Here is a 25,961-nt window from a genome sequence, read left to right as displayed (position 1 = left end):
CGCTCAGCGGCGTTGGAGCTCGATGACCGGGATGACGCGGTCGGTCTTGGTCTGGTACTCGCCGAATCCCGGGGCCTTCTCGACGATGCGCGGATAGGCGGCGTCGCGCTCGGCCAGCGGCATCTCCCGCGCGTGCACGTCGTAGGCGTCGGTGCCGATCTCGATGTGGGCATCGGGATGTGCGCGCAGGTTGTGCAACCATGCGGGGTCGACGTCCGCTCCCGCGTAAGACCCGACGATGGCGAGCTTTCCGTCGAGGTCGAACGCCATCACGGGGTTGACCCGCTCCTTGCCGCTCTTGGCGCCGGTGGTGTGCAGCAGGAGCAGCGTCGCGCCTTCGAACGGTCCTCCGACCTTGCCGCCGTTGGCGCGGAACTCGGCGATGATGTTGTCATTCCAGTTGTCTGCCATGGCTTCCTTCCTACGCCTGGGCAACGCGACGGTGGACGCAGATCACGAAATCGCGGGAACCGGTCGATTCACCGCTCGGTCGTGGTGATGTGGACCGACGAGGTCAGCGTCTGATGCACGGGACAGCGTTCGGCGATGTCCATCAGTCGTTCTCGTTGACTGTCGTCGAGCTCGCCGATCAACTCGATCTCACGATCGATGTGGTCGAGCATGCCCTTGGTGGTCTCGCAGTCGGCACAGTCTTTCGCGTGAATGCGTGAGTGCCGCAATATCACTCGTACCTGCTCAAGCGGCCAGCCCTTGCGGTTGGCGTACATCCGCACGGTCATCGACGTACATGCGCCCAAGCCGGCCAGCACGAGGTCATAGGGATTGGGGCCGGCATCATCTCCCACGGGAAGGGGTTCGTCGGCAATGAGCTGGTGGCGCCCGGCAGTGATCTGCTGGGTGTAGGTTCCCGCGCCGGTCTCCGCCACGGTTACGTCGGTGGTCATGCAGTCTCCTTCGCCGTGAAATGACTCAGGAACGGATCGTGCCCCGAGTGTGGGTACCGGTACGCGATTTCGCCGAATTCCGCCCGTCACGGATATCAAGGCGCAGTGGGGACTTCAGCTGACCTGCCGGCGCGGTGTCACGTTTCACGTGTGGCAAGCGTCAACAAGGTGAACCCCTTGAAATCCTTGGCGACCGAACAATGGAGGCGACGACCATGACCCTACAACTCGGCATGATCGCGACACTGATCGTCGCGATCACCATCGCGGCCAATGCGGCGGCGGCTTTCGGAGACCTTGTCGGGGCCCGCTCCGTGCTGGCCAACTCTGCGGAGGTCGGCGTTCCGCGGACCTGGGTGCCAATGCTCGGGTTGCTCAAGGGCGCGGGTGCCGTCGGGCTGCTCGTGGGCCTGTTCGGGTTCCCCCCGTTCGGCATCGCCGCCGCGATCGGACTGATCGCATTCTTCATCGGTGCCGTCATCACGCACGTTCGCGCGCAGGTGTTCTACAACATTGCTTTCCCTGCTGCGTTCCTCGTGCTCGCGGTGCTGTCACTGGGAGCCTTTGTCGCGGGCTGAGCCAACTGAAAAGGGCTCCATCCCTCGCGGGATGGAGCCCTTTTCAGCTCGGCGTATGAAGTTTGCTGTGTAGGTCAGGCGCTGCGGCGGATGCCCCGCTTGAGCAAGAGCTCGCGCTCCGACTCGCTCAGGCCGCCCCAGATGCCGTACGGCTCACCGACGGCCAGCGCGTGTGAACGGCACTGGGTGATCACCGGGCAGCTGCGGCACATCTCCTTGGCGCGCACCTCACGCTGGGCCCGGGCCCGTCCGCGTTCACCATCAGGGTGGAAGAACATCGACGAATCGACACCACGGCAAAGTCCCTGCATTTGCCAATCCCAGATATCCGCATTGGGTCCGGGAAGCTGCTGCGGCTGCGGCATATGGAAAACCCCTCTCTGCTCGCCCATTTCGCCAACGCGGGCGGGTTTGAGTCGGTGGAACCGAACTGAGCTCATGTCGCCGATGACCGCTCGTGCACACAAACTAGGGGGACTGAATAAAGCGCGTCAATAGCCTGCCGGTGTGCTAAAGGGCATAACCGCAGGTCGAGAATTTACATCACGTTCATCGTTGTGAAGCCTTGACTGAGACATGAGTGTTAAGGATCTGGCCTGGGTCTTCGGGTTTCCCCTGTTCGGGCACATCGCGGCGGCGGACGCAATTCCGGGCAGGCGATAGTTAGTTGACATGCCATTAACATTCAAGCCATCAATTGTTAACTAATGATCGCGGAGCAAAGTGAATTTCCCGTATCCGGCGGTACCGGGTTGCCCGGAGGGGTTGCAATGCCCTCGGTATTGATAGCGTCGCGAACCGATGAATGCACTCGCAGCGGCCGCTACGGCCCTGGCTGACGCCGCCTTCGGGGCTGACCCCGGCCGGTGGCCGCTGCCCGTGGCGACCACCCCGCACGAACGCTGGCTGCGGGCCGTCGCCGCCGGCGGGCAGGGGCGTTACGCCTGCGCGCTCGCCGAGCTCTCCGAGATTCTGCGGTGCCAGGAGTCTGGTGCGTTGGTGTCGCTGGCGTACAGCACCCGCGCCTCGTTCCTTCGCCAGCTGGGCGGTCATGCGCGTGCGCGTGGCGCCGACGGTCGGGCCTGGGCGCGCTGCGGCGACGATGACGAGGCCGCCGCCGACGCGCTCGTCGGCCTGGCCGCCGATGCCCTCGGGATGGGCCGGTTCGGCGTCTCGGCCCGACTGCTCGACCGGGCGCGCGCCATCGACACCCCCGCCGATTCGCGCCGGCGGATCCGGCTGTCGTGGGTGAGCGCCGAACTGGCGATGGTCCGGGGCGACGGTGCCGAGGCGGTCGAACATGCCCGACGCGGAGTCGCGGCTGCAGCCGGTCACAGCTCGACGCGCCACGCCGTCAAGTCAGATGTCGTGCTGGCCGCGGCGCTGTGTAGCGCCGGTGAGTACGACGCTGCCCGGGAGGTCGCCGACGCTGCACTGGCGGCCACCGAGAAAGCCGGCTTGGTCCCGCTGCGCTGGGCATTAGCCTGCGTACTTGCCGACATCGGGAGCGCCGCGCACGATGCTGCACAAATAAGCCGGATCCGTGACCTCAGCGCCGATACAGTGCGTCGCAGAGGCGGGGTGTGGGCCGGCGCCTAGAACCGCCACGGCACGGTCACCACATCCCGATCGTTATTGTTTAGCTGAGCCAATCGCCGCGAGTGTCGGTGCAACGTAACGCTGGAGAGATCGCCCACGATGACAAGTTCGGGAGACCGTCTCGACATTGTCGTTGCTGAGGCAGTGGCAGGTGATCGGAACGCGCTCTCGGAAGTGCTGGAGATCATTCGGCCGATCGTCGTTCGGTATGTCCGTGCGAGGGTGGGGGCGACCGAGCGCAGTGGTCTCTCAGCTGATGACGTTGCGCAGGAGGTTTGCTTGGCCGCCATAACGGCGCTGCCGCGGTACAAGGATCAGGGACGCCCGTTCCTGGCCTTTGTCTACGGCATCGCTGCGCACAAGGTTGCTGACGCGCATCGCGCGGCGGCCAGGAATCGTGCCGAGCCCACGGATGTGGTGCCCGAGCGGTTCTCCCTTGACGCGGGGCCAGAGCAGTCCGCGCTCGACACCGAATCCTCTGCACGGATGGCCAGGCTGCTGTCCGTGCTGCCCGAAAAACAGCGCGAGATCCTGATCCTGCGTGTCGTGGTCGGCATGAGTGCCGAGGAGACCGCCGAGGCGGTCGGCAGCACCGCCGGCGCGGTGCGCGTCGCGCAGCACCGTGCCCTGGCGCGGCTCAAGAACGAGATCATGGCGACGGGGCGCGACCATGCCTGACTTCGGCCGCTGGACCTCAAACGGTGGTGATCCGTCCCTCAACGAGATCAACCGGTCCGAGAAATTCATCGAGGCGCTGTCCCTCGAGCATCAGGTCTATGCCACCGACCGGGAAGAGGCCGAACTGGCCGTCCTGCTGGCCGGGTGGCGTGACGACGCACGGCGCACCCCGATGTCGGGTATCGCCACGCCCCGCGAGGCCGTGGCGGCGCTCGACAAGGCCACCGGGAAGGGGCGGGTGCGCTTCCCGATGGCGTTGGTGGGTTCGATGGCCGCCGCGGTGTTGTGCCTGGGCGGGTTCGGTGCGGCTGTGTACGGCTCCGGCCCGGGTGACCCGCTCTACGGGGTGCGCGGGCTGGTCTTCGGATCGGCGCCGGTGACGCGCGACGTGGGCGTCGAATTGGCGTCCAGTGAGCTCAAACAAGTGCAGCAGTTGATCGACGAAGGACAGTGGGAGCAGGCGCAGCAGAAGCTGCAGGTCCTCACCACGACCGTCGCCACCGTCGGCGACGAGCAGCGCAAGCAGGAACTCGTCGACCAGTGGCAGCAGCTGTCGGTGAAGGTCGAGAACCGCGACCCGAACGCGACCGTGCCGCCCGATGCGCCGCCGGTCGTGTTGCCCGAGGTGACGGTGACGGTGACGCCGTCGTCGCCGTCCGAGAGCCCGTCCGGGGAGACCCCTACGTCCACCCCGACGACCGGGCCTTCGACCTCGCCGACGGAGACCACACCGGGCTCGGAGACGTCCAACCCGTCCGCGACATCCACGCCGTCGGATACCTCGACGTCGCAACCGACGACCACTGCGCCGTCGACGCCGTCGTCCTCGTCGGCCACGCCTGCGCCGTCGAGCAGTGCCGAGCCGACGAGCTCGACGGCCCCGGCGACAACGCCGTCGTCCCCGGCCTCACAGCCGTCGGCGACGCACACGACGTCGGCGCCGACCACCTCGGCCGCTCCGGCGGCCGAACCGCCGGTGGTCACCACGACCGTGGCACCGGCGGTGGAGCCCACGTCTGTGCCGTCGGCACCACCGGTACGCACAACGCAGGCTGCGCCCGTCGAGACGGGCAGTGGCGCAGGTCACGAGGGCCCGTCGAACGGGCGTGGGGGTGAGGGTCCGGCAGCGCCGGTGATCGAGGTGCCCCTGTTGCCGGGGCTAGGCGGCGGTCAGCGGTAGCCGTCGGTGTCCGAGGTGGCCTCGTTGAGGGAAGCGTCGGCGTAGCCGCGGCAGTAGTCCCATGTCACGTAGGCGTCGGGCTCGGGGTCGTAGGCCGGCTCGTGCGGGCGCACGGTGCCGTCGACAAGCAGCTGCAGCAGGTTGGCCCGCAGCATGTCCCAGTCGTGGTAGTGGTCCTGCTGGCATTCGTCGCAGCACACGACGAGGCCACGAATTCCTTTGTGCGCCAACAATGCTTCGTACACCGCTAGATCGGCGAGATCAGCCTCGACAGCCGTCCGTTCCTGGGGGTCCAGAGGCTGGCCCGGCTCGATCGCGTCCAGCGCAGCCGACGGATCGCAGGGATCGTCGGCAAACGGATCGGGCGGCAAACCAGGGGGGAGGTGGTCACGCACGAGTCCCACACTACGCAGCCGTACAGGTATCGCGCCAGCCGTCCCGATGTGTGCCGTGATGTGCAACGAAGCGGCAACATCATTGTCAATAACGGAGCCGATAGAATCGGGTTACACGCCCCACGCCTGCCACTGGAGGCCCCACCCATGTCGATCGCTGAAAGCAGCGTTCCCATCGCCGTACCGGTGCCGACCGGCGGTGATGACCCCACCAAGATCGCAATGCTCGGTCTCACCTTTGATGATGTGTTGTTGCTGCCTGCGGCCTCCGATGTGGTCCCCGCCACCGCTGACACCTCGAGCCAGCTGACCCGCAACATCCGTCTGCGGGTGCCGATGGTCAGCTCCGCGATGGACACCGTGACCGAATCTCGGATGGCCATCGCGATGGCCCGCGCAGGTGGCATGGGGGTGCTACACCGCAACCTTCCGGCGGCTGAACAGGCCGCCCAGGTGGAGACGGTGAAGCGGTCGGAGGCCGGCATGGTCACCGACCCGGTCACCTGCTCGCCGAGCAACACCCTGGCCGAGGTCGACGCGATGTGCGCCCGATTCCGGATCTCCGGTCTGCCGGTCGTCGACGACGCCGGCTCGCTCGTGGGGATCATCACCAACCGCGACATGCGCTTCGAGGTGGACGAGAACAAGCCCGTCGCCGAGGTGATGACCAAGGTGCCGCTGATCACCGCGCAGGAAGGCGTGTCCGCCGAGGCTGCGTTGGGTCTGCTGCGCCGGCACAAGATCGAGAAGCTGCCGATCGTGGATGGTCACGGCAAGCTGACCGGCCTGATCACCGTCAAGGACTTCGTCAAGACCGAACAGTTCCCGCTGTCGACCAAGGACAGCGACGGCCGGCTGCTGGTCGGCGCCGCGGTCGGCGTCGGCGACGACGCGTGGGCCCGGGCCATGACGCTGGTCGATGCGGGCGTCGACGTGCTGGTCGTCGACACCGCCCACGCGCACAACCGGGGTGTGCTCGACATGGTGGCGCGGGTGAAGAACACCGTGGGCGAACGCGTCGAGGTGATCGGCGGAAACGTCGCGACCCGCGCCGCTGCGGCCGCGCTGGTGCAGGCCGGTGCCGATGCGGTCAAGGTCGGTGTCGGCCCCGGCTCGATCTGCACGACCCGCGTCGTCGCCGGTGTCGGCGCCCCGCAGATCACCGCCATCCTGGAAGCCGTCGCGGCCTGCAAGCCCTACGGAGTGCCGGTGATCGCCGACGGCGGTCTGCAGTACTCCGGCGATATCGCCAAGGCGCTGGCCGCCGGCGCATCGACGGCCATGCTGGGATCGCTGCTGGCCGGCACTGCCGAGTCGCCCGGTGACCTGATCTTCGTCAACGGCAAGCAGTTCAAGAGTTACCGCGGCATGGGCTCACTGGGCGCCATGCAGGGACGCGGCGGTGGCAAGTCCTATTCGAAGGACCGCTACTTCCAGGACGACGTGCTCTCCGAGGACAAGTTGGTGCCGGAGGGCATCGAAGGCCGCGTGCCGTTCCGCGGTCCGCTGGGTTCGGTGATCCATCAGCTGACCGGCGGGTTGCGGGCAGCCATGGGCTACACCGGCTCGGGCACCATCGAGCAGCTGCAGCAGGCGCAGTTCGTCCAGATCACGGCGGCCGGGTTGAAGGAAAGCCACCCGCACGACATCACCATGACTGTCGAGGCCCCCAACTACTACACCCGCTGATTCGGTGGGGCAGGAGACTAAGAGCAGTCATGCGCGACATGGTTGAAATCGGCATGGGCAGAACCGCCCGGCGCACCTACGAACTCGACGACATCACCATCGTGCCCTCGCGGCGCACTCGCTCCTCGAAGGATGTGTCGACGGCCTGGCAGCTCGATGCCTACCGCTTCGAGGTTCCGGTCGTCGCCCACCCGACCGACGCGCTGGTGTCGGTGGAGTTCGCGATCGAGATGGGCCGGCTCGGCGGGCTCGGTGTGCTCAACGGCGAGGGTCTGATCGGCCGGCACGCCGATGTCGAGGAGAAGGTCGCGCAGGTCCGCGACGTCGCCGCGACGGCATCCGACGACGCGGCCGCCATCCGGATGCTGCAGCAGCTGCACGCCGCACCGCTGGATCCCGAGCTGCTCGGCGCCGCGGTGACCCGCATCCGTGAGGCCGGGGTGACCACGGCGGTGCGGGTCAGCCCGCAGAACGCCCAGGCGCTGACCCCGATCCTGGTGGCCGCCGGGATCGACCTGCTGGTCATCCAGGGCACCATCATCTCCGCCGAGCGCGTCGCGTCCGATGGCGAGCCGCTGAACTTGAAGACGTTCATCTCCGAGCTCGATGTGCCGGTCGTGGCCGGCGGCGTGCTCGACCATCGCACCGCCCTGCACCTGATGCGCACCGGCGCGGCGGGCGTGATCGTCGGCTACGGCTCCACTGCCGGTGTGACCACCAGCGACGAGGTGCTGGGCATCAGCGTGCCGATGGCCACCGCGATCGCCGATGCGGCCGCCGCGCGTCGTGAGTACCTCGACGAGACCGGCGGACGCTACGTGCATGTGCTGGCCGACGGCGATATCCACAGCTCCGGTGATCTGGCCAAGGCGATCGCCTGCGGCGCCGACGCCGTGGTGCTCGGCACGCCGCTGGCCGTGGCCGACGAAGCGCAGGGCGGCGGCTGGTTCTGGCCGTCCGCGGCGGCGCACCCGTCGCTGCCACGCGGTGCCCTGCTGCAGGTGGCGGTCGGGGAGCGTCCCGGCCTGGAGCAGGTGCTCAACGGGCCGTCCGACGATCCGTTCGGGTCGTTGAACCTGGTCGGCGGCCTGCGCCGGTCGATGGCCAAAGCCGGGTACTGCGATCTCAAGGAGTTCCAGAAGGTCGGCCTGACCGTCGGGAGCTGAAGCTCGTCTTTACAAGTTAGGGCCTCCTGTCTAGAAGTTACCTATCGGTAGCGTCATACTGATCACATGAAGCCTGACTACGACGTCTTGGTGATCGGTTCGGGGTTCGGCGGCAGCGTGAGTGCGCTGCGGCTGACTGAGAAGGGCTATCGGGTCGGTGTACTCGAAGCCGGCCAACGGTTCACCGACCCGGACTTCGCCAAGACTTCGTGGGACCTGCGCAAGTTCCTGTGGGCGCCGCAGTTGGGCATGTACGGCATCCAGCGCATCCACTTGCTGCGCAATGTGATGATCCTGGCCGGTGCGGGCGTGGGCGGTGGATCGCTGAACTACGCCAACACCCTGTACGTGCCGCCGGACCCGTTCTTCAACGATCCGCAGTGGAAGGACATCACCGACTGGCGTGCCGAGCTGATGCCGCATTACGACCAGGCTCAGCGCATGCTCGGTGTGGTCAAGAACCCGACCTTCACCGACGCGGACCGCATCGTCAAAGAGGTCGCCGACGACATGGGCTGCGGGGACACCTTCGTCGCCACGCCTGTCGGGGTGTTCTTCGGCCTCGACGGCGAGATGACACCGGGCAAGACCGTGCCCGACCCGTTCTTCGGTGGTGTCGGACCGGCCCGCACCGGGTGTATCGAGTGCGGCGAATGCATGACCGGTTGTCGCCACGGCGCCAAGAACACGCTCGTCAAGAACTACCTGGGGCTGGCGGAATCGGCTGGGGCACAAGTACATCCGATGACGACGGTGACGAGCTTCGAGCAGCGTGCCGACGGCCTGTGGGAGGTCACCACCGTGCGCACCGGCAGCAAGCTGCGTCGTCGCCGCAAGACCTTCACCGCGACGCACCTGATCATGGCGGCCGGGACGTACAACACCCAGAAGCTGCTGTTCAAGATGCGCGATACCGGCAAGCTGAACAAGCTCTCGGCCAAACTCGGCGTGCTGACCCGCACCAACTCCGAGTCCATCGTCGGTGCGCAGACCCTCACGGTGACACCCGGCATGGATCTGACCCACGGCGTGGCCATCACCTCCTCGGTGCATCCCACCGCCGACACTCACGTCGAGCCGGTGCGCTACGGCAAGGGCTCCAACGCGATGGGGCTGCTGCAGACGCTGATGACCGACGGCACCGGGCCGCAGGGCACCGACGTGCCCCGCTGGCGGCAGTTCCTCGAACAGGGTCGCCAGGATCCGGGCAAGCTGATCCGTCTGCTCAACCCGCAGCGGTGGAGTGAACGGACGGTCATCGCCCTGGTGATGCAGCATCTGGACAACTCGATCACCACCTTCACCAAGCGTGGACCCGGCGGCAAGCGGGTCATGACGTCCAAACAGGGGCACGGCGAGCCGAACCCGACGTGGATCCCGGTAGGGAACGAGTTCACCAGGCGGATGGCGGAGAAGGTCGACGGGGTCGCGGGCGGCACCTGGGGCGAGCTGTTCAACATCCCGCTCACCGCTCACTTCCTGGGCGGGGCGGCCATCGGCGACAGCGCCGACCACGGCGTCATCGACCCGTATCAGCGCGTGTACAACTACCCGACGCTCTACGTCATGGACGGCGCCGCGATCTCGGCGAACCTCGGGGTGAACCCGTCGCTGTCGATCACCGCGCAAGCCGAGCGCGCCGCATCGTTGTGGCCGAACAACGGGCAGAACGACGAGCGCCCGGCGCAGAATGAGCCGTACCGGAAACTGGCGCCGATCGCACCCGCGCACCCTGTGGTGCCGGCCGAGGCGCCCGCCGGACTGCGGAGGCTGCCGATCCAACCCGTCAACTCGGGCGGTTAGGTCCCGCCCCATTCCGGGTACCTAACCCTCGCCGGGCGGCGAGGTCCGGCCGGGAGGGGTGTGGCGAATGCGGAAGGCGTTCCACGACGAGTTGGCGGCACTGTCCACTCAACTCGCCGAGATGTGCGCGCTGGCGGTCAGTGCGATGCAGCGGGCCAATGCGGCCTTGCTCGACTCCGATCTGTCGCTGGCCGAGCAGGTCATCGCCGACCACGAACACATCGCCGCCTACAACCACCGCATCGAGGGGTCGGCGTTCCGGCTGTTGGTCTTGCAGCAGCCGGTCGCCGGTGAGCTGCGCACCGTCGTCGGATCGATGCACATCGCCGCCGATATCGACCGCATGGGCGCGCTCGCGGTGCATGTCGCCGACATCTCCCGGTTGCGCCATCCCGAATGCGCGCTGCCGGACGAGGTGCGGGCGAGTTTTGCCGAGATGGGTGCCCAGGCCGTGCAGTTGGCGCGCACCGCGCAGGAGGTGCTGGTGTCGCGCGATCCCGACGCCGCCGCACGCCTGCGCGACGAGGACGACGCCGTCGACGCCGAGCATCGCCACCTGTTCACCCTGCTGCTGGACCGTCAGTGGGACGACGGGGTGTGCTCGGCTGTCGACGTCGCACTGTTGGGCCGCTACTACGAGCGGTTCGCCGATCACGCCGTCGAGATCGGCAAGCGGGTCATCTTCGAGGCAACCGGCGGGCGGCCGCTGCACAAGAAGCTGGCCTGAGCGGTTATCGGCCGGGAGCTGGACTGGATTCGAGCAGTGCGGTGAACAGCCGGGTGAGTGTGTCGACATCGACAGTCCCCGGTTGCAGCACCTCCTCGGTGGCAATGCCGGAGATGATGGTGACCACCAGCTGGGCGAGTGCCGACAGTTGGTGACCAGGCAGGGACGTGCCGGCCTGTTCGACGATGCGCAGCGCTTGATCGGCAGCCGCGCGGCGGCGCGCCACCAGGCGTTCGCGCAGCTGGGGATCTCGGACCGCACGCAGCCAGTACTCGGTCAGCACGATCTGATACTCGGTCTGATCGTGTATCGAATCCAGCGTTGACCTGCTCAATGCCGCGGCGATCGCGGCGGTGTCGCCGTGCCCACTGTCGAGGGCGGTTGCGATGAGGGCGCCGCGACTCTCGAACTGCCGGTCCAGCAGGGCCAGGAACAACTCGTCCTTGGACTCGAAGTTGGAGTACACCGCGCCTTTGGTGAATCCCGCGGCGTGACCGATGGCGTCGATGGTGGCGCCGGCGAACCCTTCGGCCGCGAAAACCTTGAGCGCTGCGTCGAGGATCCGGTCGCGCACCTCGTCGCGGGTGGGACGGGTCCGGGCGGGTTTGACAGCCGACATGGGGAACACAATACTCGCTGGTATCGTTTGGATACCAGTGAGTATCGAAAGGTCGGAGATGGAAGATCAGGACGACGCCGAGGACACCCGGGCGTCCGAGGGGGACGACGCGACCGAGGCGCCCGAGGCGGGCGCCGCGCAGGGCGCGCCGCAGATCGTCACGGCCGGGTTGGGGGTGGACGGCGAGCACGGACCGTTGTTCTCGAACATCGACCTCGAGCTCACGCCGGGATTCCACGCCATTCAGATGCCCGGCGGCTGGGGTCAGACCGCGCTGCTGCTCACGCTGGCCGGACGGCTCAAGCCCACCCGCGGCACCGTGACGGTCTGCGGCGAAACCGTCCCCCGAGCGATCCGGCGACACTGCGCAATCGCGGCGTTCGCCGACATCGACGAGCTGGAGGACTCGGTCACCGTGCAGACGGTGCTCGCCGAGCAGCGCCGGTGGCTTGCCCCGTGGTATCGACGGGTTCCGATCGAGGCCGGCGAATCCGCACTGCGTGAGGTCTTCGGAGAACTGACGCCGCCCGCGGCCGAGACCTACATCAGCGAACTGTCCGATCTCGACCTGTTCCTGCTGAAAGTCACCCTGGCCTTGTTCTCGAATCGTCCGATCCTGGTGGTCGGCGACCTCGAACAGGTAAGGGACAACTCGCGCCGGGCGATTGCCGTCGAGCGCCTCGGCGCCATCGCCACTCAGCGCACTGTTGTTGTCGGCGTGACCAATCCGCTCGGTGTCGAAGCCCCCGACCACGGTCTGCACGATCACCGCATCCTGACCGGAAAGAACGAATGATGTTTGCTGGACTCAACTTCGGCGCCCCGGCTGCCGGCTCGCCTTCGGCTCGGAAATCAAACGCTTCGGCCGCAGCCGGATGACCCGTGCCGCGATCGTGGTGCTGATGCTGCTGCCGCTGGTATACGGCGCGCTGTACCTCTGGGCCTACTGGGACCCCTTCGGCCAGGTCGACAAGATGCCGGTGGCACTCGTCAATGCCGATCGGGGCGCGGTGGTTTCGGGCCAGCACGTCAATGTCGGTGCCGAGATCGCCAAGAGTCTGACCGACGATGCGAGCCTGAACTGGCATGTGGTGGACGACGACGAGGCGCGTAGGGGCGTCGAGCACGGCCAGTACTACTTCATGCTTGAGCTTCCGGCCGATTTCAGTGAGGCGATCGCATCACCGCTGACCGGGAACCCCAAGCAGGCCAACCTGAATGCGGTCTACAACGACGCCAACAACTACATCTCGTCGAACATCGGCCGCACCGCGATCGACCAGGTGCTCAACGCGGTCTCGACGCGGATCTCGGGCCAGGCGGTCAACCAGGTGCTCTCGGTCGTGGTCAGCTCGGGCGCCGGGATCAAGCAGGCCGCGGACGGTGCGGCCCAACTCGCCGACGGGGCAGTGAAAGTCGACGACGGCGCCGGTCAGCTGGCAACCGGGCTTCACAGCGCCCGGTCCGGCTCGGCCCAGCTGGCCACCGGCGCCAAGCAACTCTCCGACGGGATCACCAAGGCCACTGACCCGCTGGTCGCGGTGACCTCGGCGCTGTCGAAGGTCGGTGGAGACACCCAGAAACTGGAAGACGGCACCGCTGCGCTGCGGCAGGCCAATGACCAGATCGGCGCCATCACCGGGGCGCAGGATTCCGCTGCGACGGCGCTGACGTCGGTGATCGATCAACTGTCGGCCAGCCCGGATCCGATCGCCAGCAATGCCGCCGGAACGCTGCGCGGTGTCCAGGATGATCTTCGGGCCCATCAGTTCACCCCGCAAATCCGCCAACAGCTCACCGATGCGGAGAATGCGGCGATCTCGATGACGTCGTCGTTGCGTAACCCCGGCAGCCCGCTGAACTCCGCGCTCGATCAGGTCGGCAGCAAGAACTCCGATCTCAACGCCAAGCTGAACCAGCTGCGCAGCGGAGCTCAGCAACTGGCCTCCGGCAACGCCGAATTGGCCAGCGGCATAGCCAAACTCGACACCGGTGCCGGGCAGCTGAAATCCGGTACCTCGCAATTGCGGTCCGGATCGGCCGAGTTGGCGACCAAGCTCGCCGACGGTGCCGGCCAGGTGCCCGATTGGACACCCGCGCAGAAGGAAGCGATCGCCGACACCATCGGCGGCCCGGTCCACCTGCAGAACTCGGCCGAGAACGCCGCGCCGAACTTCGGCACCGGGATGGCGCCGTTCTTCATCACGCTCGCCCTGTTCTTCGGAGCGCTCGTGCTGTGGATGGTGTTGCGTCCGTTGCAGAACCGCCCGATCGCCGCGGAGGTACTGGCGATCCGAGTGGTGCTCGCCAGCTACGTGCCCGCCGCGGTGATCGGGATATTCCAGGCCATCATCCTGTACTGCGTGGTGCGGTTCGCCCTGGGCATGCAGGTGGCACATCCGGTCGCGATGCTGGGCTTCATGATGCTGATCTCGTGCACCTTCGTGGCGGCGACACAGGCGATCAACGCATTCGTCGGCCCCGCGGTGGGTCGGGTGCTGCTGATGGCCCTGCTCATGCTCCAGTTGGTCAGCGCAGGCGGGATGTATCCGGTGGAGACCACGTCACGGCCGTTCCAGGCGTTCCACAACTACGACCCGATGACCTACGGTGTCAACGGATTACGTCAGCTCATCCTCGGTGGTATCGATCACCGGCTCTGGCAGGCGATCATTACTCTGCTGGTGATCTGGGTCGGTGCCCTGACCATCTCGTCGCTGTCGGCCCGACGTAATCGGCTGTGGAACATCATTCGGCTGATGCCGGCGATCAAGATGTGAATCAGACCGCCTGGAGCAGAGCGGCATCCGCGAGCGGCCGGCTGCGCTGCCCGTGGATGTCGACGGGCACGTCACCGGAAAGCGTCACGCGGTGCATCACCCGGCGCTGGTTGTCGTAGTCGTCGACGGCGCGGTGCTGGGTGGCCCGGTTGTCCCAGATCGCGACGTCGCCGGGTGCCCAGTTCCAGCGAATGGTGTTCTCCGGAACGGTGATCCGTCGCTGCAACAACTCCAGTAGCGTCGCGGATTCGTGGCTGTCCAGGCCGAGGAAGCCGCGGGTGAAGTCGCCGGCCACCAGGGTGCGCTCGCCGGTCTCCGGATGCACCCGGACCACCGGGTGCTCGGTACGGAAATCGGGCTTCTCGAACGCGGCCCGCATCAGCTGTTGTTCCTCGGAGAGCGTGGCAACCGGCGCTGCTGCGTAGTCGAAGCGATTGCTGTGCACCGCCCACAGGTTCTCGGTGAGGGCCTTGAGCGGAGCCGGCAGCTGCTCATATGCGGCAGCGGTCGATGCCCACAGGGTGGATCCGCCGTATTCGGGCAGCGTCACCGCGCGCAGGATCGAGATGGCGGGGTAGTCGGGCACGAATGTGACGTCGGTGTGCCAGCGGGTGGCCTTGGCGTACTCGGAGTCGAGCGGGGTGATGATCGGCGCATCGGCCTGCTTGAGCGCGTGGTGGCCGACCGGCTTGCCCAGCAGCCGCGCGAAGGCGTGGTGCTCTTCGTCGGTGAGGTGGTGCTGGCCGCCGAAGAAGATCACCTTGTGCTCCAGCAGCGCGCGCCGGATCTCGGCGACGGTGCCCTCGTCGAGACTCCCGCCCAACTGGACCCCGTCGATACGGGCGCCGATGCGGCTGCCGAGCTTCTTGACGGTGACGGGAGCGGTAGTGGAAGCGGTCATCGGCTTGTCCTTTTCGCTGGTGGGAACAACTGTAGTCAAGTGACTACACCTGCATGTGAGCTAGTGTAGCCACATGACTACAGGGGCGCCACCGGCCAAAGCTTCGACTGGTCCGGTCGGCAAGGACGAGGTGGTGGCGGCCGCTCTGTCCGCGGCCGCCGAGCTGTTCGCCGAGCGCGGAGTATCAGCCACGTCAATCCGTGACATCGCCGCCCGGTCGAACGTCAACCACGGGTTGATCTACCGGCACTTCGGCACCAAGGAGCAGTTGGTCGGCGCCGTGCTCGACCATCTCGGTGCCCGGCTCACCGCGCTGTTGGACGACGGTGGACCCGCCGACGAGATCGAGCGCAACATGGACCGGCATCTGCGCGTGATGGCCCGGGCCCTGCTGGATGGTTACCCGATCGGCCAACTGCAGACCCGATTTCCAGGGGTCACGAGGCTGCTCGGGGAGGTGCTGCCGCGCTTCGAAGATGAACGCAGCGGACGGCTCGCAGTCGCCAACGCCGTTGCCCTGCAACTCGGTTGGCGATTCTTTGAACCGTTCCTTCGGTCGTCAGCCGGCCTGGATCCGATAAGCGACGGCGACGTGCGCGCCGCCGTGAGCGCCGAGATCGCACAGATCCTCGATCCCGGCGCCACGCCCAAGGACTAGTCAGCCCCGCTGCGGACCGACGATTCGACCTTCTCGCCGAGCTGTTTGTCGACGTTCTTCCAGTACTCGAACGCGCGTTCCAGGACGTGCTCGGAAACGCCCTTCGAGAGGTGGCCGGCGATGTTCGAGACCAGCCGGGCCCGCGCCGCGTCGTCGAGCACGTCGCGCACCATCGTCCCGGCCTGGCCCCAGTCGTCGTCCTCGGCGTGCAGCGTGTAGGCCGCGCGGACCATCTCACCGTCGGCACGCCACAGCGATTCACCCGTGCGGGCCGGGTCGGCCTGCGGGCCGCCGTACGAATTCGGGGCGTAGACGGGGTCGGAGACGTTCTTGATCCGCATGGCGCCGTCTTTCGAATAGCTATTGACCTCGACCTTCGGCGCGTTCACCGGGATCTGCTTGTAGTTGGTCCCCAACCGGTGGCGATGGGCATCGGCGTAGGAGAAATCGCGGGCCAACAGCATCTTGTCCGGGCTCAGGCCCGTGCCGGGCACCCGGTTGTTCGGTTCGAAGGCAGCCTGCTCGATCTCGGTGTGGTAATCGGTGACGTTGCGGTCCAGCCGCAGAGTGCCGACGTCGATCAGCGGATAGTCGCCGTGCGGCCACACCTTGGTCAGATCGAACGGGTTGAACCGATAGTCCTTGGCCTCCTCGAACGGCATGATCTGCACCTTCAACGACCAGGTCGGGAACTCGCCGCGCTCGATCGAGTCATACAGATCGCGCTGGTGGGCGTCGCCGTCGATGCCGGCCATCTCGTCACCCTCCTCCTGGGTGAGGAACTCGACGCCCTGGTCGGTCTTGAAGTGGTACTTGACCCAGAAGATCTCCCCGGCGGCATTGACCCAGCTGTAAGTGTGGCTGGAGTAGCCGTTCATATGGCGCCAGTCGCGCGGGATGCCACGATCGCCCATCAACCACGTCACCTGATGGGCCGATTCGGGGGACAGGGTCCAGAAATCCCACTGCATGTCGTGGTCACGCAGATTATCGGCGGCGCGGCGCTTCTGGGACCGGATGAAGTGCTGGAACTTCAACGGGTCACGCATGAAGAACACCGGGGTGTTGTTGCCGACCATGTCGAAGTTGCCGTCGGTCGTGTAGAACTTCGTGGCGAACCCACGGGGGTCACGCCAGGTATCGGGGCTGCCGCGCTCGCCGGCCACGGTCGAAAATCGGGTCAATGTCTCGGTTTTGACGCCGGGCTGGAACAGTGCGGCCTTGGTGTAGGCGCTGACGTCGCTGGTCACCTCGAAGTGACCGAATGCGCCGCCGCCCTTGGCGTGCGGCTGGCGCTCCGGGATGCGCTCCCGGTTGAACATCGCCATCTGCTCGATCAGATAGTGGTCCTGCAGCAGGATCGGTCCGTCCGGACCGATCGTCAACGAGTGTTCGTCGCTGTATACCGGAATTCCGGCGTCGGTGGTTGTCGGCTTGGGCTGGGTACCGGTCACCCCGTCGCTCCTTTCGCTGATCAGCGGGGAGCACCGCGCACGGCGATGCGACCGCTGAGACGTACGGGAGCCGAGTACCCAGTGCCGCTCGAATCCACACTCGGCGCGGGCTGGCCCTTACCTTTCAGCGTGGCCGACGTGCCTGCGGACGGGTTCGCGCCCGGGCGGCTGTGGCGGAGGCGGCAGCAGCGGATGCCGGGGCGCCACTTTGACGGTGGTCGGCCCACTCGTTTTCAGCACCACGTCGTCGCCGGCGTGACGGATGGTCAACGACCCGTCGGGCCCGTCGCGCAGGGTGTAGGTGACGTCACGGTGGTTGGCCTGCACCGTCACCCGGAATCCCTTCCATCGCAACCGGAAACGCAGGCACGAGATGCCATCGGGCAGGTGCGGATTCAGCGACAGGATGCCCTCGTCGTCGCGCAACCCGCCGAATCCGGCCACCAACGCCGTCCATGCACCGGCCAGCGAGGCCATGTGCAGGCCATCGCGGGTGTTCTGGTGCAGATCTCGGAGGTCGATCAGCGCGGCCTCGTAGGCGTAGTCGTGGGCCAGCTCGAGGTGGCCGACCTCGGCGCACATCACCGCCTGGGTGCAGGCGGACAGCGACGAGTCCCGGGTGGTGCGCCGCTCGTAGTAGTCGACGTTGCGGGCCTTCTGTTCCGGGGTGAACGCGTGACTCTGCCATTGCATCGCCAGCACCAGATCGGCCTGCTTGAGCACCTGGGCCGGGTAGAGCCGCACATACGGCTCGTGCAGCAGCAGCGGATAGGTGGTGTTGGCAGAGAAGTCCCATTCGGCCAGGGTGGTGAAGCCCTGGCACTGCGGATGCACACCCAACTCCTCGTCGTAGGGGATGTGGGCGGCGTCGGCGGCGTCGCGCCAGGCCGCGGTCTCCTCGGTGGTCACACCCATCGAGTAGGACGCCTCCGGATGACGTGTGCAGGCATCGACGGCGACCCGCAGGTTGTGTGCTGCCATCAGATTGGTGAAGACGTTGTCGCGCACCACCGCGGTGTATTCGTCAGGTCCGGTCACGCCATCCAGATGCCAGATCCCATGGCGGTCGTGGTGTCCCAGCGACATCCACAGCCGGGCGGTGTCCACCAGGACCCCCAGGCCGCATTCTTTCTCCAGCGAATCATCCCCGGTGACAACGCGATAGCGCTCGAACGCAGCCGTGATGTCGGCGTTGATGTGCCATGCGGCGGTGCCCGCAGGCCAGTAGGCCGAGCACTCCTCGCCCCGGATCGTGCGCCACGGGAAACTGGCGCCCTTCAGGTCGAGCTGCGCCGCGCGGTCGCGGGCGAGGTCCAGCGTGGAGGCCCGCCACCGCAACGCGTCGGCAGCCGCCTGGGGCTTGGTGTAGGTCAGTACCGGCAGCACGAAACCCTCGGTGTCCCAGAAGGCATGGCCGTCATAACCCGTGCCGGTCAGCCCCTTACCCGCGATGGCGCGCCGTTCCGCGCGGGCGCTGGCCTGCAGCACGTGGAACAACCCGAATCGCACCGCCTGCTGGCAATCCGGGTCACCCTCGACCTCCACGTCGGCGCAGTCCCAGAACTCGTCGAGGTAGGCGCGCTGGGAGTCCAACAATCCCTGCCACCCGCTGTAGCGGGCGCCGGTGATGGCGCCGGCAGCCTGATCGCGCAGGGCGGGACGCGAACGTAGGCTCGACCATCCGTAGCCGAGGTATTTGACGATGCGCAGCTTCTGCCCGGCTCGCAGCCCGCAGATGACGGTGGTCCGGGCCAGGTCGTCGCGGGCGTCTGTGCTGACCTCGACGCGTCCGGGCACCTCGACGTCATGGTCCATCGCGGCAGCCATCATCAGGTTGCTGCCGACAGTGCGGTGTACCAGAAGCGCGCCGCTGTCGGTGTTTTCGTGGTGCACGGCGCGCAGCGGGTGTTTGAGCACCGCCGAGACCCGGGGATCACCAGTTGTCTCGGGTTGGTCTTCGTTGGTGACGAGTTCGGATTGCACTGTCACCCGGACGAATTCGTCGAGAGCCTCGACGATGTACTCGATGGCGGCGACGCCGCGGTGGGCGAAGGACACCAGGCGGGTGGACACCACCTTGATCTGTTTGCCTGCCGGAGAGCGCCAGTGGGCGAGGCGTGTCAGCGTGCCGGCCCGCAGATCCAGGGTCCGTTCATGGTCGATGAGGTCGCCGTAGCGTACGTCGAAGGGCTCGTCGTCTACCAGCAGTCGCAGCACCTTGCCGTTGGTCACGTCGACAACGGTCTGCCCGGCCTCGGGGTAGCCGAATCCGGCTTCGGCGTACGGGAGTGGGCGCACCTCGAAGAACCCGGCCAAGTAGGTCCCGGGCAGGCCGTACGGTTCGCCCTCGTCGAGGTTGCCGCGTAGGCCGATGTGGCCGTTGGACAGTGCGAACAGCGATTCGGACTGCGCCAGCAGATTGAGGTCCAAACGGGTTTCGCGCACCTGCCACGGTTCCACCGGGTACGCGTCGTGGGTGATCATCATGGCGCTAGATCAACTCCGCCAGGTCGGTGACGACGACGTCGGCGCCGTTGCGGCGCAGCTGCTCGGCCTGCCCGACGCGGTCCACACCCACCACGAAACCGAATTTCCCCGCGCGGCCGGCTGCGACCCCGGCCAATGCGTCTTCGAACACAGCGGCCTGCGTGGGGGAGACGCCGAGGAGTTCGGCGGCGCGCAGGAAGCTGTCCGGAGCCGGTTTGCCCGCCAGGTTCTCCTCTCGTAGCGTCACGCCGTCCACCCGTTGTTCGATGAATTTGTCGAGCCCGGTGATCTTGAGTACCTCCTCGGTGTTGGCGCTGGAGGACACCACGGCCCGGCGCAACCCCGCATCCGTCACTGCCTGCAGATAGCGGCGCGATCCTTCGAACACCTCGACGCCGTCTTCTTTCAGAGTCTCGTGGAACATCGCGTTCTTCCGGTTGCCCAGGCCCTCGATGGTGCCGGCGTCGGTGCCGTCGTCCGGTGTGCCCTCGGGTAGTTCGATTCCCCGGCTCGACAGGAACGACCGCACGCCGTCCTGTCGGCGCTTGCCGTCGACGTAGCGCAGGTAGTCGCTGTCGATGTCGAAAGGTGTGAACGGTTCTCCGGTGCGTTCGGCCCGTGCCTTTAGGTACTCGTCGAACATGGCCTTCCACGCCTTCTTGTGCACGCTGGCCGTGTCGGTCAGCACACCATCGAGGTCGAACAGGCAGGCGGTGATCTGCTCGGGCAGGCCCGGCATGGGCACCTCTCTTTCGCCGACGTCCACTCCATCATGCGCAATCGCTGCGTGAGTGTGTCCGGATTCGGCCGTGAGCTGCGCGGCGGCCCGCGATCCCAATTCTGACATGTAGTCGTGTCAGATCAAGTACGGTGGATGTCATGACTACAACATGGCCAACAGGACAAGCAGCATTCGTCACCGGTGCGGCGTCGGGGATGGGACTCGGTATGGCGCGAGCGTTGGTAGCCGCGGGCGCGAAGGTGGCGCTCGCCGACATCGACACTGCGCGACTGGCGAAGGCAGTGAAGGAGCTGACCGACGCCGGCGGAACGGTGGTGGCGGTGCCGCTCGACGTGACAGACCCAGACCAGTGGGCAGCGGCTGCTGATCGGGCCGAAGCGGCACTCGGGCCGATCTCCATCCTGTGCAACAACGCCGGGGCCAACGGTGGTGCCGCACTCGACGAGACATCGCTGGACGTCTGGCGCTGGGTCTACCGAATCAACGTCGAAGGGCAGTTCCTCGGCCTGTCGACGTTTCTGCCTCGGTTCAAGAGCCGCGGTGGTCGCGCGCATATCGTCAATACGGCCTCGATGGCGGGCATCGTGCCGATGGCCCTGGTCGGTGCGTATTCGTCGGCCAAGTTCGCGAGCTTCGGTCTCTCGATGGTGCTGCGAACTGAACTGCAAGGTACCGATATCGGCGTCTCGGTGCTGTGCCCCGGCACGGTGAATACCCGGATCAGTGAGTCATCCGGTGAGGGTGAGGCCAAGCTGCTCGGCACCGAGGTGAACACCGCGGCGGTGGAAGGCAACAACGCTCTCTTGGCGCAGGGTGCGGATCCCGACCGTGTGGGGGAGCAGGTGCTCGAGGCCATGCAACAAGGTCAGTTCCTGATCATCACCCACGGCGACTGGTGGCCGCTCGTCGATGCGGTGCACACCGAGATCCGCGAGACCTTCGAGGGATTCGACAATCGGCATGGTCCCGACAACACCGCCCGAATCCTGGCGCAGGGCGTCAGCCCCGTGACCACCTAGTGTCGCGCGTCATTAATTAGTTTACAGTGTGCGATGATGGTGTATGCCGTCATCTGCGTTGGTGATCAGTGATGAGGATCGTGCGACATTGCAGTCGTGGACACGGTCCTCGACGATGCCTGCCGGCCATGTTGAGCGGGCCCGGATCGTGTTGGCCGTGGGCGATGGTGCGGGCACGTCGGGAGCGGCCCGACTGGTGGGGGTGTCGCGGCCGACGGTGATCAAGTGGCGGGATCGGTTCGCCGCGTTAGGCATTGACGGTCTGGACGATGAACCCCGTAGTGGTCGACCTAAGACTGTCGATGACGCGGCGATCCTGGCGGCCACACTCGATCCGCCGCCGGATTCGTTGGCGGTGACGCACTGGTCGAGTCGTCTGCTGGGTAAGTACCTCGGCGTCGGGGATGCCACCGTGGCCCGGGCGTGGCGACGCTACGGGGTCAAACCGTGGCGCCGCCAGACGTTCAAGTTTTCCACCGACCCCGAACTGGAAGCCAAAGTTCGTGACGTCGTCGGGCTGTATCTGAACCCGCCCGAGAAAGCGATCGTTTTGTGCGTAGACGAAAAATCGCAGATTCAGGCACTGAACCGGACCCAACCGATCCTGCCGATGCGCCCGGGTCTGCCAGAGAAGGCCACACACGACTACCAGCGCAACGGCACCGCGACCCTGTTCGCGGCACTGGAGATCGCGACCGGGAAAGTGACCGACCGCTGCTATGAACGTCACGGCAAAGCCGAGTTCCTCGACTTCCTCAAGACCGTGGCCCGGGCGTATCCGAGGCGCCGGCTACATGTGGTGTGCGACAACTACCACACCCACAAGCATGCGGACATCAACGCGTGGCTAGCCAAGAATCCGCGTGTGACACTGCATTTCACCCCGACATCAGGTTCCTGGCTGAACATGGTCGAAGTGTTCTTCTCGATCATCACCCGCCAAGCGATCCGCCGGGGATCGTTCGACAGCGTCAAAGAACTCATCGCAGCCATCGGCGCATTCATCGACGGTTGGAACCAACGTTGCCACCCATTCGTGTGGACCAAGACCGCCGACGAAATCCTGCCCCACGCCCGTAAAACAAATTCAGACGCGCGACACTAGGGGGTGTGCGATGACGGTTCAAGCGATCATGGAATTGACGATCAAGGACGGCCGCTACGGCGACTTCCGTGATTTCATGGTGAAGATCCTTCCGGACACCCGGCCCTATAAGGGTTGTGTCTGTATCGAATTCGTCCGCAATCAGGACAACCCGGCTCACATCCTGGTGATGGAGAAGTGGAACAGCCGAGAGGATTACGAGAGCTACTTCAAGTGGCGCATGGAATCCGGCGTCATGAACGAGATAGCCGACATGATCGAGGGGCAGCCCAAGCTGCAGTTCTTCGATCCGATCGGACTGTAGTTACGAGCAAGGAGGCGGCGCCGACCTGTGGCTGACTACAGCTCACAGTTCGGCGCCCCGGGCCCGCAGTTCAGGACATCAACGACGACAGATCGCGGACGGGATCGGTTCCGTCCCAACCCTCCGCGGCCGCCGCTGAGGCCGCGAACATCTGGACCGCGAGGCCCTCTCGCCCCATCAGCTCGGTCATGCACCCGAGCATCGGGCGAGTGTCGACGTAGGCGACCGGCGTCTGGCCCGCGACGACTGCACGCATGATGACCTCGAAGCCCTGCTCCTGATAGTTACGACATTCGGCGTCAAGGTCATCGACGAAACTGCAGATGTGGTGGAGGCCGCTTTCGCCCTCTGCGAAGACATCTCGGTAAGGCGACGGCGCGCTGCCATGTTGCTTGATGAGTTCGATCTGGACGCCACCGGCCTGGGCGATGGCGCAGCTGATGTCGATATCGGCCGGACGACCTCGATGAGTCGCTTCGGTGAAGATGCCACCCACGTGCGAACCGACGAAGAACGGACCGATCTGGGCCGTCTGCTGCCACTGTTGGATCGCCTTGTCGAGGTCGTCCACGACCCACGCGATCTGGTTGTACTGCTTTGCTACCAGCACTTTCTTGCCTTTCTTCTTGGTGTGCGGTGGTGTTCTGCGCCCAACGTACACCAATCTGACATGTGAATATGTCAGAAGTGGAGAACGTTCTCGCGCGCGGAAGTGCCCGATTTGGGGTAGCGCTGCGGCCCGGCCCTGTTAATCTGACATCGAGTCATGGCAGATGAAGAACATGCCCACATCCGAGACCGTCCGGAATGCGAAGAGCATTCGGGCGCATCAGGTTTGACGATGCCTACACGACGTCAGGCATGCCGGTCGCGACGGCAAGGCGGGGAGTACCAGTGCGAGAAGAGAAGATCACCTACTGCCGAATCTGTGAGGCCCTGTGCGGCCTGATCGCCACCGTCGAGGACGGGAGGCTGACCGGACTGCGAGCAGACAAGGACAACCCGATCAGCAAGGGGTTCACCTGCACCAAAGGTGTTGGTATGCACCAGGTGGTCAACGACCCCGACCGCGTGACGGTTCCGCTGCGACGGGTAGGGGGCCCGGGGGAGTTCGAGCCGACGACGTGGGAACAGGCGTTGGCGGACATCGCGGCGCGGCTTTCCAAGACCCGGCGTGACCGCGGCAAGGATTCGATTGCGCTCACCATCGGTAATCCCATGGCCTTCAGCTACTCGGCGGCCGTCTGGTCGAAGGGCTTCCAGAAGGCGATCGGTACGCCTTGGTACTACGGAATCAACTCCGAGGACGGGGCCTCCAGGATAGCGGCGACGAAGATCCTCTACGGCCAATGTGCAGCGATGCTGGTACCCGACTATCGCCGCACGGATGTATTGGTGCTGATCGGTGCCAACCCGTGGGTCTCGAAGGGCAGCCTGTTCTCCGACCCGCGCATTCGTGAGCACATCACCGGAGTCGTCGACCGAGGCGGGCGGGTGTTCGTCGTCGATCCCCGAAAAACCGAAACTGCCAAGGCCTTCGAACACATCGCCATCCGTGCCGGCACCGATCCATGGTTTCTGCTGTCGGTTCTGCACGTGATCGTCAAACGTGGCCTCTACGACCGGGAGTTCATCCAGAACTGGACGACCGGGTTCGACGAGTGGAGGGTGATCCTCGACCGGTTCGCCCCCGAGAGGACGGAACCGGTCACCGGCGTACCGGCGGCCACCGTCGTGGAGCTGGCCGAAGCGATCGGCAACGCGCGCGCGGCGGTGGTCTACGGCCGGACCGGCACGTGCACACAGAAGTTCGGTACTTTCGTCAACATCCTGCAGGACATGGTCAATATCTTCACCGGCAATCTCCAGCGGTCCGGCGGATGGATCGTTCCTTGGGGGCCAATTCCCATGGCGGAACTGGCCGAGAAGTCAAAACTGGCAAGCTACGGCCAGATCCATACCCGCGTCGCCGGTTTGCCTGATGCATTCGGAATGCTGCCGAACAACGCATTGGCGGACGACATCACGACTCCGGGTAGCGGCCGGATCCGCGCGATGGTGCTCATCGCCTCGAACGCGGTGATGACGAGCCCGGACAGTATGCGCCTGGGAAGTGCGCTGGCCGAACTCGAGACTCTGATCTCGATGGATCTCTACGTCAACGAGACAAATCGGTACGCGCACTACATCCTCCCGGTGACCAGCATGTACGAGCGGGAGGACATGCCGCTCCCGTTCGCCGACAAGATGATCAGGCCGTCACTGCAGGTGACCGAAGCCGTCGTGGAACCGGTCGGCGAATGCCGACCGGAGTGGGAGATCCTGGACGAAATCGCGCGCCGGATGGGATTGGGCAGTGCCGATTCGGCATGGATCCAGCGTCAGTTGGCTCGGGTCGGCGTTCGCGTCGGTCCGAGAGCGATGGGTGACCTGTTGCTCCGCATCGGCAAAGGCGGCGACCTGTTCGGGCTTCGCTCGTCGGGATGGTCCTGGCGCAAGCTGCGCGAGCGGGCGCCACACGGCGTGGTGCTGCACGAGTATCAGCCGCTGGGGCGGTTGGAGTCCGTTATCGCGACGGACGACCACAAGATCCCGCTGACTGATCCGCGCATTCTGTCTGAATTGTCGCGGGTCGAAGCAGAGCCGGTGGACCGGCCGGGCTATCCGCTGCGGTTGGTCGGTATGCGCGAGATGCGTTCACACAACTCGTGGATGCACAACACCGAACGACTGATGCCACCATCACGCACGTTGACTCTGCGCATCAGTCCGGCCGATGCCGCCTCCGTGGGCCTGGCAGAAGGTGATCAGGCCCGAGTCACTTCCAGCACCGGGTCGGTGCGGGTTCCGGTGACCGTGACCGCCGATATGACCGACGGCACCGTGGCACTGCCGCACGGGTGGGGGCATCAGGGCGGCTGGCAGCGCGCCAATGCGGCCGGCGGTGTCTCATCGAATCTGCTCGCCTCCAGCCGACCGGAAGATCTGGAGAAGCTGGCCGGAATGTCGGTCCTCAACGGAATACCGGTCCGGGTGGAGCGCGCGGTCTAAGCCTCGATCCACTGATGAATTGGGGTAGGTGTGCCTCGCTGGGCTGTTGAGGGCTGGTCCTGGTCGCGGGCAGGGGGTATCTGCTGGTCTGTCCAGCTGTTCCTGTGCGCTCCGGTCGGGC

General features: G+C 65.8%; 25 protein-coding genes. 15 read left to right on the top strand and 10 right to left on the bottom strand.

Features of this window, described 5'->3' with window-relative positions:
* Window positions 1–3: 3 nt before the first annotated feature.
* Window positions 4–411: a nitroreductase family deazaflavin-dependent oxidoreductase gene (locus tag ACNQVK_RS29585; protein ID WP_044516362.1), complete on the bottom strand. Its 408-nt coding sequence runs from the start codon at window positions 409–411 to the stop codon at window positions 4–6.
* Between the two features lie 68 nt (window positions 412–479).
* Window positions 480–905 (bottom strand): OsmC family protein, encoded by a 426-nt coding sequence (locus tag ACNQVK_RS29580; RefSeq protein ID WP_044516363.1) that lies wholly within the window; start codon window positions 903–905, stop codon window positions 480–482.
* Between the two features lie 215 nt (window positions 906–1,120).
* Here ACNQVK_RS29580 and ACNQVK_RS29575 point away from each other — a divergent pair, with 215 nt between their 5' ends.
* Window positions 1,121–1,483, top strand: coding sequence for a DoxX family protein (locus ACNQVK_RS29575; RefSeq protein ID WP_418032363.1), 363 nt, complete (start codon window positions 1,121–1,123; stop codon window positions 1,481–1,483).
* Between the two features lie 74 nt (window positions 1,484–1,557).
* On the opposite strand, the gene ACNQVK_RS29570 is transcribed toward ACNQVK_RS29575, so the two are convergent.
* Complete coding sequence (locus ACNQVK_RS29570) at window positions 1,558–1,848, bottom strand: WhiB family transcriptional regulator (protein WP_029107049.1); 291 nt, start codon at window positions 1,846–1,848, stop codon at window positions 1,558–1,560.
* Window positions 1,849–2,284: 436 nt separating this feature from the next.
* Here ACNQVK_RS29570 and ACNQVK_RS29565 point away from each other — a divergent pair, with 436 nt between their 5' ends.
* From ACNQVK_RS29565 to ACNQVK_RS29555, 3 genes are all read left to right on the top strand, one after another.
* Window positions 2,285–3,082, top strand: coding sequence for a hypothetical protein (locus tag ACNQVK_RS29565; protein ID WP_418032362.1), 798 nt, complete (start codon window positions 2,285–2,287; stop codon window positions 3,080–3,082).
* Between the two features lie 99 nt (window positions 3,083–3,181).
* On the top strand, window positions 3,182–3,760 hold the full coding sequence (locus tag ACNQVK_RS29560; protein WP_044516367.1) for a sigma-70 family RNA polymerase sigma factor: 579 nt from the start codon (window positions 3,182–3,184) through the stop codon (window positions 3,758–3,760).
* On the top strand, window positions 3,753–4,940 hold the full coding sequence (locus ACNQVK_RS29555) for an anti-sigma-D factor RsdA (protein ID WP_418032361.1): 1,188 nt from the start codon (window positions 3,753–3,755) through the stop codon (window positions 4,938–4,940). Before ACNQVK_RS29560 ends, ACNQVK_RS29555 begins: the two co-directional genes overlap by 8 nt.
* On the opposite strand, the gene ACNQVK_RS29550 is transcribed toward ACNQVK_RS29555, so the two are convergent.
* Window positions 4,931–5,335: a DUF5319 domain-containing protein gene (locus ACNQVK_RS29550; RefSeq protein WP_003882245.1), complete on the bottom strand. Its 405-nt coding sequence runs from the start codon at window positions 5,333–5,335 to the stop codon at window positions 4,931–4,933. The genes ACNQVK_RS29555 and ACNQVK_RS29550 overlap by 10 nt on opposite strands.
* Window positions 5,336–5,482: 147 nt before the next feature.
* Here ACNQVK_RS29550 and guaB point away from each other — a divergent pair, with 147 nt between their 5' ends.
* The 4 genes from guaB (at window position 5,483) to phoU (ending at window position 10,720) form a co-directional block, all read left to right on the top strand.
* The gene (gene guaB, locus ACNQVK_RS29545) at window positions 5,483–7,024 is read left to right on the top strand and encodes an IMP dehydrogenase (RefSeq protein WP_418032360.1); all 1,542 of its coding nucleotides are present in this window, start codon (window positions 5,483–5,485) and stop codon (window positions 7,022–7,024) included.
* A 38-nt stretch (window positions 7,025–7,062) separates the two neighbouring features.
* On the top strand, window positions 7,063–8,190 hold the full coding sequence (locus ACNQVK_RS29540; RefSeq protein WP_418034418.1) for a GuaB3 family IMP dehydrogenase-related protein: 1,128 nt from the start codon (window positions 7,063–7,065) through the stop codon (window positions 8,188–8,190).
* Window positions 8,191–8,256: 66 nt separating this feature from the next.
* Window positions 8,257–9,993 (top strand): GMC oxidoreductase, encoded by a 1,737-nt coding sequence (locus tag ACNQVK_RS29535; protein WP_418032359.1) that lies wholly within the window; start codon window positions 8,257–8,259, stop codon window positions 9,991–9,993.
* A gap of 67 nt (window positions 9,994–10,060) precedes the next feature.
* Window positions 10,061–10,720 carry a phosphate signaling complex protein PhoU gene (phoU, locus tag ACNQVK_RS29530; protein ID WP_418032358.1) on the top strand — a complete coding sequence of 220 codons (660 nt, stop codon included), beginning with the start codon at window positions 10,061–10,063 and terminating at the stop codon, window positions 10,718–10,720.
* 4 nt (window positions 10,721–10,724) lie between these two features.
* On the opposite strand, the gene ACNQVK_RS29525 is transcribed toward phoU, so the two are convergent.
* A complete protein-coding gene (locus tag ACNQVK_RS29525) occupies window positions 10,725–11,339 on the bottom strand; it encodes a TetR/AcrR family transcriptional regulator (RefSeq protein ID WP_234941143.1) in 615 nt (204 codons plus the stop codon).
* A gap of 58 nt (window positions 11,340–11,397) precedes the next feature.
* Between ACNQVK_RS29525 and ACNQVK_RS29520 the strand changes: the two genes are divergently transcribed.
* Together ACNQVK_RS29520 and ACNQVK_RS29515 are read left to right on the top strand one after the other, a co-directional pair.
* Window positions 11,398–12,135 carry a hypothetical protein gene (locus tag ACNQVK_RS29520; protein ID WP_418032357.1) on the top strand — a complete coding sequence of 246 codons (738 nt, stop codon included), beginning with the start codon at window positions 11,398–11,400 and terminating at the stop codon, window positions 12,133–12,135.
* A gap of 55 nt (window positions 12,136–12,190) precedes the next feature.
* Window positions 12,191–14,119: a YhgE/Pip family protein gene (locus ACNQVK_RS29515; RefSeq protein ID WP_418034416.1), complete on the top strand. Its 1,929-nt coding sequence runs from the start codon at window positions 12,191–12,193 to the stop codon at window positions 14,117–14,119.
* Between the two features lies 1 nt (window position 14,120).
* On the opposite strand, the gene ACNQVK_RS29510 is transcribed toward ACNQVK_RS29515, so the two are convergent.
* Window positions 14,121–15,020 (bottom strand): TauD/TfdA dioxygenase family protein, encoded by a 900-nt coding sequence (locus ACNQVK_RS29510; protein ID WP_418032356.1) that lies wholly within the window; start codon window positions 15,018–15,020, stop codon window positions 14,121–14,123.
* Between the two features lie 73 nt (window positions 15,021–15,093).
* Between ACNQVK_RS29510 and ACNQVK_RS29505 the strand changes: the two genes are divergently transcribed.
* Window positions 15,094–15,678 carry a TetR/AcrR family transcriptional regulator gene (locus ACNQVK_RS29505; protein ID WP_418032355.1) on the top strand — a complete coding sequence of 195 codons (585 nt, stop codon included), beginning with the start codon at window positions 15,094–15,096 and terminating at the stop codon, window positions 15,676–15,678.
* Here the strand turns inward: ACNQVK_RS29505 and ACNQVK_RS29500 are convergent.
* The 3 genes from ACNQVK_RS29500 to ACNQVK_RS29490 all read right to left on the bottom strand — a co-directional run bounded on the left by ACNQVK_RS29500 (window position 15,675) and on the right by ACNQVK_RS29490 (window position 20,358).
* Window positions 15,675–17,132 (bottom strand): catalase, encoded by a 1,458-nt coding sequence (locus ACNQVK_RS29500; protein WP_418032354.1) that lies wholly within the window; start codon window positions 17,130–17,132, stop codon window positions 15,675–15,677. The two genes, ACNQVK_RS29505 and ACNQVK_RS29500, sit on opposite strands and share 4 nt — an antisense overlap.
* Before the next feature lie 117 nt (window positions 17,133–17,249).
* Window positions 17,250–19,616 (bottom strand): glycoside hydrolase family 65 protein, encoded by a 2,367-nt coding sequence (locus ACNQVK_RS29495; RefSeq protein ID WP_418034414.1) that lies wholly within the window; start codon window positions 19,614–19,616, stop codon window positions 17,250–17,252.
* A gap of 7 nt (window positions 19,617–19,623) precedes the next feature.
* Window positions 19,624–20,358, bottom strand: a complete 735-nt coding sequence (locus tag ACNQVK_RS29490) for a beta-phosphoglucomutase family hydrolase (protein ID WP_418032353.1) — start codon at window positions 20,356–20,358, stop codon at window positions 19,624–19,626.
* Between the two features lie 140 nt (window positions 20,359–20,498).
* Between ACNQVK_RS29490 and ACNQVK_RS29485 the strand changes: the two genes are divergently transcribed.
* Genes ACNQVK_RS29485 through ACNQVK_RS29475 form a run of 3 tightly spaced genes read left to right on the top strand, consistent with a single transcriptional unit; the run spans window position 20,499 to window position 22,789 of the window.
* Window positions 20,499–21,380, top strand: coding sequence for an SDR family NAD(P)-dependent oxidoreductase (locus ACNQVK_RS29485; protein ID WP_418032352.1), 882 nt, complete (start codon window positions 20,499–20,501; stop codon window positions 21,378–21,380).
* A gap of 43 nt (window positions 21,381–21,423) precedes the next feature.
* Complete coding sequence (locus ACNQVK_RS29480; protein WP_016895231.1) at window positions 21,424–22,485, top strand: IS630 family transposase; 1,062 nt, start codon at window positions 21,424–21,426, stop codon at window positions 22,483–22,485.
* A gap of 10 nt (window positions 22,486–22,495) precedes the next feature.
* Window positions 22,496–22,789, top strand: coding sequence for a putative quinol monooxygenase (locus ACNQVK_RS29475; RefSeq protein WP_418032351.1), 294 nt, complete (start codon window positions 22,496–22,498; stop codon window positions 22,787–22,789).
* 70 nt (window positions 22,790–22,859) lie between these two features.
* Here the strand turns inward: ACNQVK_RS29475 and ACNQVK_RS29470 are convergent, their stop codons facing one another.
* Window positions 22,860–23,399, bottom strand: a complete 540-nt coding sequence (locus ACNQVK_RS29470) for a VOC family protein (protein WP_418032350.1) — start codon at window positions 23,397–23,399, stop codon at window positions 22,860–22,862.
* A 284-nt stretch (window positions 23,400–23,683) separates the two neighbouring features.
* On the opposite strand from ACNQVK_RS29470, the gene ACNQVK_RS29465 reads away from it, so the two are divergent.
* Window positions 23,684–25,840 (top strand): molybdopterin-containing oxidoreductase family protein, encoded by a 2,157-nt coding sequence (locus tag ACNQVK_RS29465; RefSeq protein ID WP_418032349.1) that lies wholly within the window; start codon window positions 23,684–23,686, stop codon window positions 25,838–25,840.
* Window positions 25,841–25,961 lie beyond the last annotated feature (121 nt).

Origin of the sequence: Mycobacterium sp. 134 (assembly GCF_048282715.1) — a bacterium.
GTDB lineage: Bacteria > Actinomycetota > Actinomycetes > Mycobacteriales > Mycobacteriaceae > Mycobacterium > Mycobacterium septicum.
Note: the sequence above shows the minus strand (reverse complement) of the source record. Positions and strands in the feature narration are given on the sequence as shown.

What these genes read in the sequence shown, in the direction of transcription:
- ACNQVK_RS29575 (WP_418032363.1), top strand. Translation starts at nt 1,121, where the DNA reads ATGACCCTACAACTCGGCATGATCGCGACACTGATCGTCGCGATCACC.
- phoU (WP_418032358.1), top strand. Translation starts at nt 10,061, where the DNA reads ATGCGGAAGGCGTTCCACGACGAGTTGGCGGCACTGTCCACTCAACTC.
- ACNQVK_RS29495 (WP_418034414.1), bottom strand. Translation starts at nt 19,616, where the DNA reads ATGATCACCCACGACGCGTACCCGGTGGAACCGTGGCAGGTGCGCGAA.
- ACNQVK_RS29560 (WP_044516367.1), top strand. Translation starts at nt 3,182, where the DNA reads ATGACAAGTTCGGGAGACCGTCTCGACATTGTCGTTGCTGAGGCAGTG.
- ACNQVK_RS29485 (WP_418032352.1), top strand. Translation starts at nt 20,499, where the DNA reads ATGACTACAACATGGCCAACAGGACAAGCAGCATTCGTCACCGGTGCG.
- ACNQVK_RS29475 (WP_418032351.1), top strand. Translation starts at nt 22,496, where the DNA reads ATGACGGTTCAAGCGATCATGGAATTGACGATCAAGGACGGCCGCTAC.
- ACNQVK_RS29580 (WP_044516363.1), bottom strand. Translation starts at nt 905, where the DNA reads ATGACCACCGACGTAACCGTGGCGGAGACCGGCGCGGGAACCTACACC.
- ACNQVK_RS29555 (WP_418032361.1), top strand. Translation starts at nt 3,753, where the DNA reads ATGCCTGACTTCGGCCGCTGGACCTCAAACGGTGGTGATCCGTCCCTC.
- ACNQVK_RS29565 (WP_418032362.1), top strand. Translation starts at nt 2,285, where the DNA reads ATGAATGCACTCGCAGCGGCCGCTACGGCCCTGGCTGACGCCGCCTTC.
- ACNQVK_RS29585 (WP_044516362.1), bottom strand. Translation starts at nt 411, where the DNA reads ATGGCAGACAACTGGAATGACAACATCATCGCCGAGTTCCGCGCCAAC.
- ACNQVK_RS29520 (WP_418032357.1), top strand. Translation starts at nt 11,398, where the DNA reads ATGGAAGATCAGGACGACGCCGAGGACACCCGGGCGTCCGAGGGGGAC.
- ACNQVK_RS29525 (WP_234941143.1), bottom strand. Translation starts at nt 11,339, where the DNA reads ATGTCGGCTGTCAAACCCGCCCGGACCCGTCCCACCCGCGACGAGGTG.
- ACNQVK_RS29490 (WP_418032353.1), bottom strand. Translation starts at nt 20,358, where the DNA reads ATGCCGGGCCTGCCCGAGCAGATCACCGCCTGCCTGTTCGACCTCGAT.
- guaB (WP_418032360.1), top strand. Translation starts at nt 5,483, where the DNA reads ATGTCGATCGCTGAAAGCAGCGTTCCCATCGCCGTACCGGTGCCGACC.
- ACNQVK_RS29510 (WP_418032356.1), bottom strand. Translation starts at nt 15,020, where the DNA reads ATGACCGCTTCCACTACCGCTCCCGTCACCGTCAAGAAGCTCGGCAGC.
- ACNQVK_RS29540 (WP_418034418.1), top strand. Translation starts at nt 7,063, where the DNA reads ATGGTTGAAATCGGCATGGGCAGAACCGCCCGGCGCACCTACGAACTC.
- ACNQVK_RS29505 (WP_418032355.1), top strand. Translation starts at nt 15,094, where the DNA reads ATGACTACAGGGGCGCCACCGGCCAAAGCTTCGACTGGTCCGGTCGGC.
- ACNQVK_RS29570 (WP_029107049.1), bottom strand. Translation starts at nt 1,848, where the DNA reads ATGCCGCAGCCGCAGCAGCTTCCCGGACCCAATGCGGATATCTGGGAT.
- ACNQVK_RS29535 (WP_418032359.1), top strand. Translation starts at nt 8,257, where the DNA reads ATGAAGCCTGACTACGACGTCTTGGTGATCGGTTCGGGGTTCGGCGGC.
- ACNQVK_RS29480 (WP_016895231.1), top strand. Translation starts at nt 21,424, where the DNA reads ATGCCGTCATCTGCGTTGGTGATCAGTGATGAGGATCGTGCGACATTG.